At 33.8% G+C, this 16,182-nt stretch carries 13 protein-coding genes; 9 read left to right on the forward strand and 4 right to left on the reverse strand.

Annotated features, from left to right (window positions below):
• Window positions 1-235 precede the first annotated feature (235 nt).
• Window positions 236-2,014 (reverse strand): arginine--tRNA ligase, encoded by a 1,779-nt coding sequence (argS, locus tag M2326_RS08755; RefSeq protein ID WP_264619186.1) that lies wholly within the window; start codon window positions 2,012-2,014, stop codon window positions 236-238.
• A 220-nt stretch (window positions 2,015-2,234) separates the two neighbouring features.
• Here argS and M2326_RS08760 point away from each other — a divergent pair, with 220 nt between their 5' ends.
• Window positions 2,235-4,652 (forward strand): TonB-dependent receptor, encoded by a 2,418-nt coding sequence (locus M2326_RS08760; RefSeq protein ID WP_264619187.1) that lies wholly within the window; start codon window positions 2,235-2,237, stop codon window positions 4,650-4,652.
• A gap of 186 nt (window positions 4,653-4,838) precedes the next feature.
• Here M2326_RS08760 and M2326_RS08765 read toward each other — a convergent pair whose 3' ends face one another.
• Together M2326_RS08765 and M2326_RS08770 are read right to left on the reverse strand one after the other, a co-directional pair.
• Window positions 4,839-5,846 (reverse strand): 3-oxoacyl-ACP synthase III family protein, encoded by a 1,008-nt coding sequence (locus tag M2326_RS08765; protein ID WP_264619188.1) that lies wholly within the window; start codon window positions 5,844-5,846, stop codon window positions 4,839-4,841.
• Between the two features lie 80 nt (window positions 5,847-5,926).
• Window positions 5,927-6,871, reverse strand: a complete 945-nt coding sequence (locus M2326_RS08770; RefSeq protein WP_264619189.1) for an ABC transporter ATP-binding protein — start codon at window positions 6,869-6,871, stop codon at window positions 5,927-5,929.
• Between the two features lie 560 nt (window positions 6,872-7,431).
• Between M2326_RS08770 and M2326_RS08775 the strand changes: the two genes are divergently transcribed.
• The 8 genes from M2326_RS08775 to M2326_RS08805 all read left to right on the forward strand — a co-directional run bounded on the left by M2326_RS08775 (window position 7,432) and on the right by M2326_RS08805 (window position 14,997).
• Complete coding sequence (locus M2326_RS08775; RefSeq protein ID WP_264619190.1) at window positions 7,432-7,989, forward strand: sugar O-acetyltransferase; 558 nt, start codon at window positions 7,432-7,434, stop codon at window positions 7,987-7,989.
• A 150-nt stretch (window positions 7,990-8,139) separates the two neighbouring features.
• Complete coding sequence (locus M2326_RS08780; RefSeq protein WP_264619191.1) at window positions 8,140-9,420, forward strand: chloride channel protein; 1,281 nt, start codon at window positions 8,140-8,142, stop codon at window positions 9,418-9,420.
• Between the two features lies 1 nt (window position 9,421).
• Window positions 9,422-10,024, forward strand: a complete 603-nt coding sequence (locus tag M2326_RS08785) for an HPP family protein (RefSeq protein WP_264619192.1) — start codon at window positions 9,422-9,424, stop codon at window positions 10,022-10,024.
• A 104-nt stretch (window positions 10,025-10,128) separates the two neighbouring features.
• Window positions 10,129-10,668, forward strand: a complete 540-nt coding sequence (locus M2326_RS08790; protein ID WP_264619193.1) for a plasmid pRiA4b ORF-3 family protein — start codon at window positions 10,129-10,131, stop codon at window positions 10,666-10,668.
• A 197-nt stretch (window positions 10,669-10,865) separates the two neighbouring features.
• Window positions 10,866-10,958, forward strand: coding sequence for a four helix bundle protein (locus M2326_RS17540; protein WP_319800832.1), 93 nt, complete (start codon window positions 10,866-10,868; stop codon window positions 10,956-10,958).
• 56 nt (window positions 10,959-11,014) lie between these two features.
• The gene (locus M2326_RS17545; RefSeq protein ID WP_319800833.1) at window positions 11,015-11,131 is read left to right on the forward strand and encodes a four helix bundle protein; all 117 of its coding nucleotides are present in this window, start codon (window positions 11,015-11,017) and stop codon (window positions 11,129-11,131) included.
• A gap of 45 nt (window positions 11,132-11,176) precedes the next feature.
• The gene (locus M2326_RS08800; RefSeq protein ID WP_264619194.1) at window positions 11,177-12,235 is read left to right on the forward strand and encodes a nucleoid-associated protein; all 1,059 of its coding nucleotides are present in this window, start codon (window positions 11,177-11,179) and stop codon (window positions 12,233-12,235) included.
• Window positions 12,236-12,630: 395 nt separating this feature from the next.
• The gene (locus M2326_RS08805) at window positions 12,631-14,997 is read left to right on the forward strand and encodes a GAF domain-containing protein (RefSeq protein ID WP_264619195.1); all 2,367 of its coding nucleotides are present in this window, start codon (window positions 12,631-12,633) and stop codon (window positions 14,995-14,997) included.
• On the opposite strand, the gene M2326_RS08810 is transcribed toward M2326_RS08805, so the two are convergent.
• The gene (locus tag M2326_RS08810) at window positions 14,989-16,170 is read right to left on the reverse strand and encodes a Pycsar system effector family protein (RefSeq protein ID WP_264619196.1); all 1,182 of its coding nucleotides are present in this window, start codon (window positions 16,168-16,170) and stop codon (window positions 14,989-14,991) included. The genes M2326_RS08805 and M2326_RS08810 overlap by 9 nt on opposite strands.
• Window positions 16,171-16,182 lie beyond the last annotated feature (12 nt).

Raw genomic sequence — 16,182 nt, forward strand, 5'->3', positions numbered from 1 at the left:
TTTCTTTTGGAACTATTAAATCATACAACGAAGAATACTCGCTGAATTGTATTGTTTGTTGTTGTACTAACATCTAAAAAACACTTATAATTAGATTTAAATATAAGAAAAAAGGAGTAGAAATCCATAGATATCTACTCCTTTTTATGTGTCAATTTATTAGAAAGACTTTTTCAGTGCCCTCCGCAAACTGCTTAGCCATTTTTTTTTTTGTGGGCACGCCCAAAATATTATTTTACATTCTAGCCGGTACACTGATACCTAATAACTTGAAAGTATCTGCGATTGTATCGGCCACTCGTTTTGAAAGCTGAACTCTGAAGGCTTTTTTGTTTGCATCGGCCTCTCCCAAAATAGGCACGGCTTGGTAGAATGAGTTGTACTCACGAACCAAGTCATAGGTGAAATTGGCTATCAATGCTGGACTGTGATTGTTGGCAGCGTTTTGAATCACCTCTGGAAACAACTCCAATTGCTTGATTAATTCTTTTTCTTTTTCGTGCAATTCAACCACTGATGCATCTTGTGAATAGTCAAATGTTGCTTTGCGAATGATCGACTGTATACGTGCGTAGGTGTACTGTATGAAAGGCCCCGTGTTTCCTGCAAAATCTACTGATTCTTCGGGATTGAAGAGGATTCTTTTCTTTGGATCTACCTTTAAGATGTAATATTTTAAGGCACCTAAACCGATGGTTTGATACAAATTGGCTTTTTCTTCTTTCGAATACTCTTCTAATTTACCTAAATCTTCGGCGATTTTTTGAGCTGTAGCGGTCATTTCTTCCATCAAATCATCGGCATCTACAACTGTACCTTCACGAGATTTCATTTTTCCTGATGGCAAATCTACCATTCCGTATGACAAATGAAACAGATTTGCAGCCCAGTCAAATCCTAATTTTTTCAAAATTAAGAACAATACTTTAAAGTGATAATCTTGCTCATTACCTACGGTGTAGACCATTCCGCCTACGTCTGGCATGTCTTTTACACGCTGAATGGCGGTACCAATATCTTGGGTCATGTACACGGCTGTACCGTCTGAACGCAAGACAATTTTACGGTCCAAACCTTCGTCGGTCAAATCAATCCAAACCGATCCGTCTGGATCTTTTTCAAATATGCCTTTGTCTAATCCAATTTGAACTACGTCTTTACCCAACAAATAGGTATTGCTTTCGTAGTAAAAACTATCAAAGTCTACACCCATTGTTTTGTATGTGGTTGCAAAACCGTCATAAACCCATTGGTTCATTTTTTTCCAAAGTGCGATCACTGCTTCATCGCCCGCTTCCCATTTTAAAAGCATTTCTTGTGCTTCTAGAATAATTGGCGCTTGTTTTTTTGCTTCGTCTTCGGTTTTTCCTGCTGCCATTAGCTGGCTTATTTCTTCTTTGTAGGCTTTGTCAAACGCTACATAAAAATTACCAACTAGTTTGTCTCCTTTTAATCCTGTAGATTCTGGAGTAGACTCATTACCAAATTTTTGCCAAGCCAACATGGATTTGCAAATATGGATTCCTCTATCGTTGATGATTTGTGTTTTGTATACTTTTTTACCCGATGCTTTGATAATCTCTGCAACTGAGTATCCTAATAAATTGTTACGTACGTGTCCAAGATGCAAGGGTTTGTTGGTGTTTGGTGACGAATATTCGACCATTACCGCTGTATCGCCTTCTTTTGGAGATTGAAAGCCAAATTGCTCTACCGTTCTAATTTGGTTGAAAAAACCCAAATAATACGCGTCTGAAATCACAATATTCAAAAACCCAGAGACTACGTTAAACTTGCTAACGGCCTCGACATTTTCGACCAAATAGTTCCCTATTTTATTTCCTAATTCTACTGGATTACCCTTTACCACTTTTAATAATGGAAAAATAACCATCGTAATATCACCCTCAAACTCTTTGCGAGTGGATTGAAATTCGAATTTTTCAATGGCTACTCCAAACAACTCTTGAATGGCTTTTGTAATAAACGGACTAAGAATCTCTTGTAATGACATGTAAACTGTGTTTTAAAAGTGCGCAAAGATAGGTATTATGTAGCAAATTGAAAATCGCAACGCAAGATAAATTGTATTAACCAAAAGAATGCGCGATGTTACCCTATCATAAATTTTTAAAATAAAAAACAAAATAGTACTATGTAATACATGATACTATCTAAAAAACAATTACATTTGCTCCATCAACAACCAACATAAGAATCAAAACAGCATCACCATGAAAAAATTACACCTCTTTTTAATCTGTCAATTTGGACTCCTATTCTCCATCCAGGCCCAAACTAATACAAGTGAAATAGTCACTGAAGATAAAGTCACCGTCTCGGGAAAAGTGATTGACAAAGGAAGCAAACAAACCATTCCGTATGCCAATGTGTTAATCAAAGTAGCTGGCAAAATAATTGCAAGCGGAGTTACGACAGACAATGGAACTTTTGAAATTAAAAAAATTAGTACCAAAAGCTTTATGGTCGAAATCAATTTTATTGGTTACAAAAACTTCCAGAAAGAAGTACAAGTAAGTAGTGGACAAAAAACATATAACCTCAACACGATTATTCTCGAAGAAGATGCCATAGCCCTAAAGAGTGTAGAAATTATCAATGAAAAATCTACTATTGAGCAAAAGATTGATCGAAAAGTAGTCACCATCGGGAAAGATCTCTTGTCTATGGGAGCAACTGCCGGCGACATCATGAACAATATTCCGTCTGTGAGTGTGGACCCACAATCCAATGCTATAAGTATGAGAGGAAACTCGAATGTAAAAATCTTGATCGATGGTAAACCAACTACAATGGATGCTGCTCAGGTGCTAAAACAAATTCCGTCTACCTCAATCAAGCAAATCGAGTTGATTACCAACCCTTCTGCCAAATACAATCCTGAGGGAATGAGCGGAATCATCAATATTATTCTAAATAAAAATACGAAAGTCGGTTTTAACGGTAGTATTTCTAGTAGTTTCACAATGGGACGTACACCTAAAAGTAATCAAGCTTTCGATCTAAATTATCGTTCTGGGAAATTCAATTTCTACACTAATTATGGTTTCAACTACGGCCAAAACACCAACCGAGGAAGAATCGAGAGTTCAGAACTAGACAAAGAAAACATTCAGTTATTCAATTTCAACAGTAAATACACCTCTCACCTAGCCAAAATTGGTGTCGATTATTACATCAATGACAACAATACCTTATCTTTTTACACCAATCAAGGTGTTTACAAAACTGATAATTATGGACAAACAGTAGTTGATTACAAAAATAACACGACCAATATTGACCAACTGCAACTTTTTGATTCGAAAGACAAAAGCAACTCTCCTACTTATAATGTAGACTTTAAACATAAATTCAAAAAAGAAGGTCATACTATAGAATTGGAATCGAATATAAGCCAGTCCAACGAACCTGAATTTGCGCTGTATACCAATTTGAACCAAGTAGACAATAGTGTTCTCAACAGTTTTTCTAACGATATTGGTATTGACAGCAAAAACTACCTTACCAACCTAGATTACGTAAACACATTGACCGAAACTGTAAAACTAGAATTAGGATTGGAAAGTCGCATCGAGAAAACGTCTAACAATTTGTTATTGAACAACAACTACCAATCTGATTTTAAATACGATCGAAAAATTATGTCGGCCTACTTTACTATTGGTAAACAATGGAAAAAATGGAGCGCTCAAGCTGGAACACGTTTTGAGAATTATGAAGTAGATGCACTTTTTAAACAAGTAGCTACGGCAGATAGTCCTTTTACCAATAACTTATTCAATATGTATCCTTCGGCATTCTTGTCTTATACCATGTCTGACAAAAATACCTTTACCATTAATTATTCTCGTCGAATAGACAGACCAAGTATTGGACAAGTAAATCCAATACGCCAATGGAGTACTGCAACGATAGACTCACAAGGAAACCCCTTTTTGATTCCGCAATTTACGAATTCATTTGAACTAAATTACAGTCGAAAAATAGGATTAGGAACTATTAATTCAAGTGTTTTTTATCGAATAATCGAAGATGAGATTACCCGCGTACTGTACACGAATCCTATAAACGAAAACAAACAAATACTATCCTACGACAACTTCAACACCAATAATGCGTACGGTGTGGAAACATCAGCAAATTTAAATTTTAGAAAATGGTGGTCTGCAAACATAAGCCTAGACGCTTACATGAAAAAAGTACAGGGAACTGTAGAAACCACTCCTGGAAATTATGAATTTGTATCCCTGAACGCAACCAATTTTAATGCACGTATTAACAATACCTTCAAAGCTAGCAAAGAATTGCAGTTCACCTTATTTGGAATGTATCGTGGTCAAGATTTGAGTTTGCAGTTTAAAAACAATCCGATGTGGAAAATGGATTTCGGGACCAGTTATACCATCTTAAAAGGTAACGGAACCATAACAGCTCGTATGAGTGACATCTTCAATAGCATGAAATTCTCCTTCACAACCGATCGCCCATACACATCTGCAGGACGCTTTAAGTGGGAAAGTCAAACGGCTTACTTAGGATTTAATTACCGCTTTGGATCAGGAAAAAACAAGGCTGTACAAAGAAAACAAAGAGATTCTAATGAAGCTAGTAGCAGCGGTGGTTTCTAAAAATTATCTTGTGGTAACATAATTACGAACGGATATAAAGGTTTAATTTTCTTTTGCCCTTAGCAATCAAAAACAATTTCGAACGAATACATTTAAAAATGAATTAGTACTAAATCACGCGTTGGAAATAAAAAAGGCTTCAAATTACTTTGAAGCCTTTTGTGTATTTATAAAAAGTGAACTAAATTACCATTTGATAATCGCACTAGCCCATGTAAAACCACTACCGAAAGCGGCTAAAACAAGAGTGTCTCCTTCTTTTATTTTTCCTTGTTCCCAAGCTTCGGTTAATGCAATCGGAATAGAAGCTGCCGTTGTGTTTCCGTATTTTTGAATATTATTAAAAACTTGGTCATCATTCAGTTTAAACTTACCTTGAATGAATTGTGAAATTCTCAAATTGGCTTGATGCGGAATCAACATATCAATGTCTGAAACCGTCAAATTATTGGCCGCTAATCCTTCGTTGATTACTTCGCTAAAACGTACCACTGCATTTTTGAATACAAATTGACCATTCATGTATGGGTAGTAGCTTTCGTCATCTGGATCGTTGTCTGCAAGAATATCAGTTACCCAACGTCCGCCCATTCCTGGTGCTTTCAAAGATAACTCTTCGGCATGAACTCCCTCAGAATGTAAATGTGTAGATAGAATTCCTTTAGTCAAATCTTCTTCACGGCTTAGTACTGCTGCACCTGCACCATCACCAAAAATAACAGAAACAGATCGTCCTCTTGTAGTCATGTCCAATCCTGTAGAATGTACCTCAGACCCGATGACCAAAATGTTTTTGTACATTCCGGTTTTAATGTATTGATCTGCAACAGATAATGCATAAATAAAACCTGAACATTGGTTACGTACATCTAATGCTCCTACCGTACGTAAACCTAAATCACGTTGTACCAAAACTCCTGGTCCTGGAAAATAGTAATCTGGACTTAACGTAGCAAAAACAACAAAATCAATATCCTCTTTGGCTACACCTGCACGCTCAATAGCAATTTCGGCTGCTTTTACTCCCATTGTGGTAGTAGTATCTTCACCTTTTATAATGTGACGACGCTCTTGAATTCCAGTTCTTTCTTGAATCCAAGCATCGTTGGTGTCTATCGTTTTTGACAAATCGTCATTGGTGACGACATTTGGCGGGACATAGAATCCCAAGCCTGTTATTTTGGAGTGAAACATAATTACATTTATATTAGTTAGCTAACTACAAATTACTATTTTTTGATCAAATATTCATTTATTTTTCGAATAAAACAACCTTATGCAATCATTAAGCTAACTTCTTGATTGAATTCTAAGGCAACATCATGCTCAAAGAAAACGACTTTTCGATTATAAACTGCTTTAATCAAATAATAACTTCCTTTGAAATACGATTGCTTTACCACCACCTTCATCAGGCCGTTATCAACCAATTTGAGTTGATGAGGATATAGTAAAAGAGTTTTATCTTCATCGTCAATTATGACCAAATTAGACAATTGCACTTCGTTTACTTCTCCAAAAAGGGATGCTACATATTTATTGGCTGGTACATTGTACAAATCAACTGAGTTCCCCATTGTTACCATCTTACCATCAAATAAAACGATAGTTTGATCGGCAAAAGATAGCGCATCTGTACTGTCATGGGTAGCAACGATGCAGGTAACTCCTTTTCCTTTTAGGTAAGCAAATAAATTACGGCGTAAGGCATTTTTTCTAAAGTTATCAATATGACTAAAGGGTTCATCCAACAAAAGTATCTCTGGTTCTAATGCCAAGGCACGAGCCAAAGCCACACGTTGTTGTTGCCCTCCACTTAATAGTTTTGCTTTGACATCTGCAAATTCGGTCATTTCGACAATTTCTAACAGTTCTTGAATTCTAGCATTTTTTTGATCTTGATGCACATTAGATAAAAATTTACCCACATTTTCGGCAACAGTCACATAAGGCATCAAATCAAAATCTTGAGATAGATATTTGATAAAAGGCATACCAGGAACTAAATAAAATTTGGGACCTCGTATTTCGAAATCATTCCAAAAAAGATTGCCTTCATCCAAATCATATAACCCGTAAATTAACTTGAGTAAGGTACTTTTACCACAACCACTCTCTCCAATTATCGCTATATTTTCACCTTTATCTATAGCAAAATTAACGTTTTGAATTACTGGCTTATCTGTGTATGCAAAAGATATATTCTGAACTTTAAGCATTGTTTGTCGTTGTTATTTTTGAGTTTGCAAAGATAGATTACTTTAAGTAAAATACCTTATTTTAACAATTTTTAACCTTCGGATTATAGTCTTTATTAAACCTAGACCACTTATTAAAAAAGTCCAATCCTAAAAAAGGGTTTTAATACTATAAAAAAATTGGTACTTCATACGCTATTTTTCTTTTTTTTTAATAATTCCAACTTCCCAACCAAGGGTTATTTAGGAGATTTCAATTTTATTCTGACCAGAATTACCTTCAGTGTCTATGGGAGAGACATTTTTCTAAAAAATATAGGAAGTATTAAAAACGGATTTCCTCTCTTTGAAGGAAATTTGACAACAAGCACTATCTTTATTGGAAAGGAGGTACTATATTTACATCCAAACGCGATGGTATATGACGGTATTTTGCATGAGGGATAACTGTAAAAATCCTTTTTTAAGGTTTTTGTATCTCAAAAAAGAGGATAAGGTATAACCCGCCCGACACCATTAGCAATCGTTTTTTTTGGAGCGCAAACTCTAAAATATGAACTAATGATTTTTTATAGTATAATATGATGACCGAAAAAGAAAAAATGATTACGGGAGAACATTATTCAGCTGTTGATGCCACACTTATAAAAGACCGTCGACGTGCAAAGAATTTGTTGCATAGACTGAATATCACGGAGTACCGAATTACCAAAAAAGCTCGAGAAATTATTCAAGAATTGATCCCGAATACAGGTGATAAATTTTATATAGAGCCGCCTTTTCACTGTGATTATGGATACAACATTTATTGCGGAGAGAATGTTTATTTTAATGTAAATTGTGTGGTACTCGATTGCGCACCAATTACAATTGGCTCGAATGTGTTTTTTGCTCCTGGTGTGCATTTGTACACGGCTACTCACCCACTTGATGCCATATTGCGAAGAACACATGAAAGTGCTTTACCCATCACCATAGGCGACGATTGCTGGATTGGTGGAAACTCGGTGATTTGCCCTGGAATTACAATTGGAAAAGGGTGTGTAATCGGGGCTGGTTCTGTGGTTACCAAGGATATTCCGGAGAATACATTGGCCGTAGGAAATCCGGCTAAGGTAATTCGGAAATTAAATCAATAGCAATTTGTTTTTGTTTGCTATTTAAGGATTCTGTTCATAGAATACAATTGATTTTATTAATGAAACATTAATAAATGTTAATTTACAAACAAAACCTTTTTTGATTTTATAAATTTGCAAACGTAAAAAAAAATCAAAATCAGTTACTCGATGACTAAAACGGCTACGATTAAAAAAAATTATCATTATATCATTTTCAGAAAACTAGTACTTGTCTCTATTTTAATTGGCTTTTTGTCTTGTTTTTTGGGTATACTATTAAAGAATGCTACTGAATACTATGAAGGAATATTCTTTGAAAGAGCCAATGCTAACATTATTTTCTACTTAGTATTTCCATTCATGGGTTTTTCTACAATCTATTTTTTACGTCAATATTTATTCAAAAAGAAAGAGAACAAAGGTATTAAAGAAGTTTTTGAAAGTACCGATTCTAAATCCAAAAACCTTCCGAATTATAAAATTCCATCACATTTTATTAATGGTTTTTTGACAGTGATATTTGGTGGTTCTACAGGAATCGAAATTTCGACGGTAGTTGCAACTGCAACAATTGGTTCTGTGGCACAGCAAAAGAAAAACTTTTTTAGACAATATAAAACTGAGCTCATTTGTGCTGGTGTAGCTGCTGGTATTACAGCATTATTTGGTAGTCCAATTGCTGGGTTATTGTTTGCTTATGAGGTTATTTCAAAAAAGGTCTCTCAAGTCTTTATTTTAACGACTGGAATAGCAGTTGCGATCGCTTTTGGTTTACTTAACTTGATCAATGAGCCACCTTTATTTGCAATCAATATTAGTACTTGGCACCTCAAAGCCATCCCTTATTTTATTTTACTTGGAATTTTGGCTGGAATGAATGCAGTGTATCTTACCAAAAGTGTCCTTTTTATCAAAGGTCAATTTTTAAAAATAAATACTCATTTTTACAAAATTATCTTGGGTTCTGTTATTCTTAGTGCTTCTTTAATTTTATTCCCAGAATTATATGGTGAAGGATATCATTCGATAAAAGCCATCATTAATACTCCCACACAAATTTCACTCACGGTTTCGGTTGCATTGAGTCTTGTAGCATTATTGATTCTAAAACCTATTGTCACTTCTATAACATTAGCATCTGGTGGAGACGGTGGTGTTTTTGCCCCTAGCCTTTTCATTGGTGCTTTTTTGGGGTTGCTAACTGGTTTGTGTTTGAACCATTTTTTTAATAGCGAGGTAATTGTTTTAAACTTTATGGTCCTTGGAATGGCAGCTGTATTGAGTGCAAGTATCGACGCACCTTTCACAGCATTGTTTTTGACCTTGGGATTGACCAATAATTATGTGTTATTTGTTCCAATTCTGATTGTTTGCTTTGTGTCAAAATATACAGCTAAGATGATTTTCCCACATACTGTTTACACTTTTATCCCTAATACAACAAAATAAAATGCCAACGAAATATATTAAAAAAGGATATCAAAAAACCAAGTACATAATATATAAGGAGACTTTAATTGACTTCAGAGAACAATTTTGGTCCTTTATTGGATCCTTTGTTGGAATAGGAATTCTTGCATATTTACAATCTCAAACGCTTCCAGATTCGGATGTGTTATTTTTGATAGGATCCTTTGGCGCTTCATCTGTTTTGATTTATGGAATTATTCAAAGTCCGCTGGCGCAACCTCGTAATTTAATTGGAGGTCATGTTATCTCTGCAATTGTAGGAGTTACTGTTGCTAAATTTATACCTGATATTATTTGGTTAACGGCAGCCTTATCAGTTTCACTTTCGATAATATTGATGCAACTTACAAAAACATTACACCCACCAGGTGGAGCTACAGCGTTAATAGCAGTAACTGGATCATCACATATAAAAAGTTTAGGATATTGGTATGTAATTTCTCCTGTATTAAGTGGTGTATTAATTTTATTGTTTGTTGCTTTGATCGTAAACAATGTAACGGAGCATAGAAGTTACCCTTCAAACAACAGATTCCACAGGAACTACCACAATTTTCGAAAAAGAATTAATCAAAAGAAGTAAACATTGCAATTATGTCTGTTTTTAAAATTTATTAACAAAAGACGATTCGTAAAATGTATTCTAAAATTTAATTTTACCTTTGACCTCTCATTAAAACAACGATTATGGTTTACAAATTCAGAGTAATTCTAGATGCAGAAGAAGATATTTTCAGAGACATTGCCATCCTTGATGATGATACTTTAGAGGATTTACACAACGCAATTTTCAACTCCTTTGGATTTGATGGTTTGGAAGTTGCTTCGTTTTATACTTGTGACGAAACATGGAATCAAGAAGATGAGATTGCTCTTTTTGACACGGGAGATGTGCTTGGGGAACAAAAGACGATGAGCGACTACAAACTCTCTGACTTACTAGACGATGAGAATACAAAAATCATCTATGTATATGATTTTATCAACATGTGGACTTTTTTGGTCGAATTGGCTGCCATTGAAGAACAAGAAGCAGGTACTCATTATCCTGAAGCCTTATTCTCACACGGTGAAATGCCTGACGAAGCTATGGAGAAAAATTTTGAAGCTGATAACGCAGATGATTTTGCCAATGACTACGAAGACGGACTAGACGAAGATGATCTAGATATGTTTGGTGGTGATGATAGCTTCGAAGACTATGGCTCTGAGGATTTGTGGAATTAGTTTTATTAAGTTGCTAAGTTACTAAGAATCTGAGTTGCTAAGTTTTCACATATTATGTTTCATTTTTTTATAACTTGTAAGTTCAAAACTTATAAATTAATTAAAATGAGCAATTTTAGAAAGCTTTTGGTATGGCAAAAAGCCATGTCACTTACAACAAAGATTTATACTAGTACACAAAATTCCCCAAAGAAGAAATATTTGGGTTAACGTCGCAGTTAAGACGATGCACTGTTTCAATTCCAAGTAATATCGCTGAAGGTATTGGAAGAGATAGTAACCCCAATTAATTAGATTTATAAATATTTCCATAGGTTCTCTATTTGAGCTACAGACACAGCTTGAAATCGCTAAGAACATTTTATATTTAAATACCGAAGAATTTAACAAATTATATGAGGATAGCCGAGAAATAGAAAGAATGCTAATTGCGTTCCTTAAAAAATTAAAGGAAAACAAATAACATCTTAGAAACTTTACGACTTAGTATCTCAGAAACTACAAAAAAATGATCAACTTATTCAACACCCACATCGATACGCTTTCTATTCACAGAGTAGGAAATAAAAGTCGTAACGAAGCATTATTTTTATCAGAACAGCCTTTTAATCTTCAGGATGAAATCGTGCCGTTGATCAAGGAATTTTTCTTAAAACCTTTTAGAGAGAAAGAAGAAAACTACTATCAGTTTGCTCATGAAGTAGATTTAGATTATAATGACATGTACAAATTGGCTTGTGAGATTTTTGACAATCCTGCCAACATACATGAGGTTTCAAAAAAAATCACTACACATTTATTTGAACAATCCAATCATCCACATATTAAAAACGGTGAGGTTTATGTAACTTATTTGACAAATGTGAATATTGATAATACCCCTGTTGATGCTATCGGGATTTTCAAAAGTGAATTGCAAGCCGACTTTTTGCAGTTTGAAGAAAAAGATACGCACTTGGAAATGATTTTACAGCACGGTATCAATTTGAATAAATTGGACAAAGGTTGCATTATCTTTAATCATAAAAAAGAAGAAGGTTTCAAAATTTTAACCGTTGATAGCAATCGTTATGATGCGCGCTACTGGTTGGAGCACTTTTTGAATGTAGACGCTTTTGAAGATGAAAACTTTATCACCAAAAAATACTTGAAATTTTGTCAAGGATTTGCTAAAGATGTCGTTTTTCCGGCCGAGGATAAAAAAGAAGAAGTAATGTTTATGAACCGTTCTGTGAATTATTTTGCGAAAAATGATCAGTTTGATGAAACAAACTTCTTGAACGAAGTAATTGATAACCCCGAATTGATTCCAGAATTTAAGAATTATAAGGTTGACAAAGGTGAAAAATACAGTATTGAAGATGTTACTAGTTTCCCAATTGCCAATGCAGCAGTAAGTGATGCGCGTAAGTCTATCAAAAACGTAATTAACTTGGATACCAATATCCAGATTAAAATGGACTTTATCAACCCCGAAAGTGCAGAGAAATTTGTAGAAAAAGGTTGGGATGAGGAAAAACAAATGTATTACTATCTTGTTTACTTCAACAAAGAACAAAAATCATAAACTATTTCATTTAATACAAAAATATCCTTAATCATCTGTGTTAAGGATATTTTTACAGAATCATTGTTTTTGTATTAAAAAACAACTACTAAATAAATTTTAAAGTATTTAATCGGTAAAAAACAACGATTTAACGAAAAATTAATTACTTTTACATTTCCAAAAATCATACGGAGTTTAATATACGTTTGTTCTTTTTAAGTAGATGCAGGCCTGAAACTTTTCACTATAATTATTTTAACCTTTTAGATTCAAAAACAAAAATACCATCCTAAGAAAAATCGAAACTCCAGTTACCAACGTAATTGGGGTTTTTTTTTTACTTTTACACCTTCAAAAACAATTGCCTCTTACTACCTATTTCTGGTTATTATTTGACCCTAAAGAAAATAAAAATGAATCATCCTATATTTACTGAAAGTCCATTTAGCACTCATATCTCTTTTCACAAATTAATTGCGTCTTTAGAAGAAATTGCTTTAACCAATATCGATTACCGTTCCAATTACGCAAAAGCATTATTGGAAGAAGTGGAAAAAGTCCCCGAATTAAAAACCGGAATTGTAGATTATGAAACAATCAAAAAACATAAGGAGTTAATCAAAAACTTATTATCCGATTTATTTCCTACGGCATTATCCAAGAATGAAATTAAAGCAATTACAATTCCCTTTCAGAATTTAACCTTTAATTTTACCGATCGTTTTACTTCTATTTTAAAAAATGCAGGAACATCGTTTGATATGGCAATTCGTAATTATAGTGATGACCAACTCTACATCATGAGTTGCATTTTGATTCTCAACAGTCAGTACGGACAAAAATTGGATTACAACAAACCATTATTTTATGATATTCCAGATGCTAACGGAATTTTGAAACATTACCGTATTTTGTACAATGCCGATTTTATGGAAATCATACCTACTCCACAATCTGTGATATTGAACCAAGAGGACATTGATTTATTGATGGATAATTATGATGATATTGCTTTATGGAAAACTAAATTTCCTCCCAGCAGTTGGATTTTAAAAGGTTTCGGAATTATATCTCTATTTGATGCATCGGTCGAAAGTGCCATCTCTAACCTAAAAACTAGCTTACTGCGATCGGATGTACAAGAAAGTAGCAATGATGATGATATTCAAACCATCTTTAGAACCATTTTTAAAATTCCTGATTTAAAACTAGGCTTTGTTTTGTATAACGAAGAAGAAAATAAATTCACAACCCCCCCTTTTAGCAACAATACTGAAAAGAACAGCTATATCCTTCTCGAAAAAGAAGAAGAAAAATTATGTGAAAATTCTATCTTTGGATGTGCCTTAAGTGCTTTGATTACCGAAAAAAAACCTTTTATAATATCTGATGTTGATCGTTTCACCATCAATAATACTGCCTTCGCAAACCATTTGTCCAAACAAAACATCAAGAGTTGTATACTAGCCCCTGTGATTAATAATGATAAATTACTTGGAGTTATTGAACTAATTTCGTCACAACCAAAAATTTTGAATAGCATTAACGCCAACAATCTTGATTTGCTGTTACCATATGTAATTGAAACAATTGAACGCTATAACATCGATTTACAAAACCAAATCGAAGCCATTATTCAAAGAGAATATACTTCTATACATCCTAGTGTGTATTGGAAATTCAGAAAAGAAGCCCAGAAATATTTTCAGATTCAAGCCCCAAATAAAGATTACATATTTAAAGCTATTGTCTTCAAAGAGGTCTATCCTCTTTACGGACAAATTGATATTAAAAGTTCTTCGAATCATCGAAACGAAACGGTTAAAGAAGATTTAAGAAATCAGATTAATCAATTGATACAAATTTTAGACTATTTGACTACCAATAGTAAATTGGAATTACTAGAACAGCGTAAATTTGAATTATTTTCTTTTTCGAAAGAATTATTGATCGAATTAAAAGCTGATACGGAACAACAAATTCAACTGTATATTCAAAAAGAGATTCATCCTATTTTAATAAATTCTAAAAATGATACGAAACTACAAGTATTGATTAACAATTACTTTAATGAATTGGACGAGAAAACAGAACTCTTTTACCATGCGCGCCGGAAATTTGATGATGCCATGTCTATCATTAATAAAAAAATGGCATCGGTTTTAGACAAAGAACAAATTGAAGCGCAACAAAATTATCCACACTACTTTGAACGTTTTAAAACAGATGGAGTAGAACACAATTTATACATAGGACAAAGCATCAATCCAAATCTACCATTTGATATGATGTATCTCAACAATCTACGTTTATGGCAATTGCAAACTTTATGCAAGATGGAACTCGAACACCACCGATTGAAACCTTTATTGCCTTATGAATTGGAGGTTACCTCTTTGATTTTGGTCTTTAGTTCTCCATTATCCATTCGTTTTAGGATGGATGAGAAACGTTTTGACGTAGACGGTACTTATAATGCGCGCTATGAGGTAGTTAAAAAACGAATAGACAAAGCCAATATCAAAGGCACTTTGGAACGCATAACACAAAAAGAAAAAATAACCATCGTGTATTCGCATCAAAGTGAAGAAACCGAATATTTAAAATACATTCAGTATTTACAATTTAAGAAAATAATTGAACCCGAAATAGAAAAGTTTGATGTAGAAGAATTACAAGGTGTTTCTGGACTAAAAGCCATACGTATCAAAGTCCTCAATACCGATGTTAATCATAAAACCGATTACACGTACCAAGAATTATTGAATGAATTAAACTAAAACTGAATTAAATGCCAACACAAAAGCAATCACCGAAACAATAATTCCGATCATAAAAATGTTATAAGTAATTCTAAGTAATCTGTATTTTTTTTCGAGTACAATTCCCAAAAAGTACAAATCTTTAATCATGGAATTGTATAAATAATTACGGTCTTTCATCAATTCATTCACTGCCCACTGGTATTCATCAAGGGGCATTTTGTAAAAGTTACCAAAAAAAAGTAAATTAACCTTTTGAGCTTCGATATCTTCACGAGTAAAAGTTCCTGTAGTTACCTTTGGTCTAGTAGACAAAATAGCAAAAATTATCGATACCACACTAAACATCAACAAGATAAATGTTGGAATTATCAAATGCGCATTGTTAGGACTGTCTAATTTTGGAATAATAGAAGACAATGCTATCGAAATAATAATTGCATTTACGGATAGTAAAATATTGGCTTTACTATCTGCAATACCACTCAATCGAGTATGATTGCTCAATGTGATTCGGAAAAGCGTATCAATACCACGGTCTGGTTTTTCTTTTTTACTTTTTTTCTTTTTTACTTTTTTCACAACCATAGCTTGTTCCTCACCCATTTTCATCTTTTCTTTAATCATTTTAATATTCTGTTCTTTTATGGGTTGCCAGTATTCTAAGGCATATTTAGAATGATACTGATGTTTATTCTCCATAAAATAAAGATTCTCACGAGACCATTCTTGATTTGTAAAATCCTTTTGAATAGTAACTTTCCATTCTTCACGTAATTGCTCACAAATTTTATTGTATTCTACACTTCCAAAATGAGCATAATCAGCATCTCTGATTATTTTTTCCAAACTATTTTGAGGCTGATAATCATATACCGTTGCTTGGATGAGCATACTTACTTTGGCAATAAAGTCATGAGATTGATGCTTGTCCTTCAAAAAACCAGAAGCGATTAAAACACTTGATTCTTCATGATTCTGGCATCCTTTGGTATATCCCGTATCATGAAACCAAGCAGCAACCAAAAGCGCTTCTTTGTCCTCTGGGCTTATATTTTCCAGACCAATAATTGCACCAACTCCTGCTACCACGTCCTGAGTATGTCCTAAATTATGGTAGGTAAATGATTTAGAAAGTTTATCTTTGAGTAATTCTGAGACAAATGCTTCGGCTTGTTGGAGGAGATTCATAATAAAAAAATT

The sequence above is a fragment of the Flavobacterium psychraerolatum genome, from assembly GCF_025960985.1.
Lineage (GTDB): Bacteria > Bacteroidota > Bacteroidia > Flavobacteriales > Flavobacteriaceae > Flavobacterium.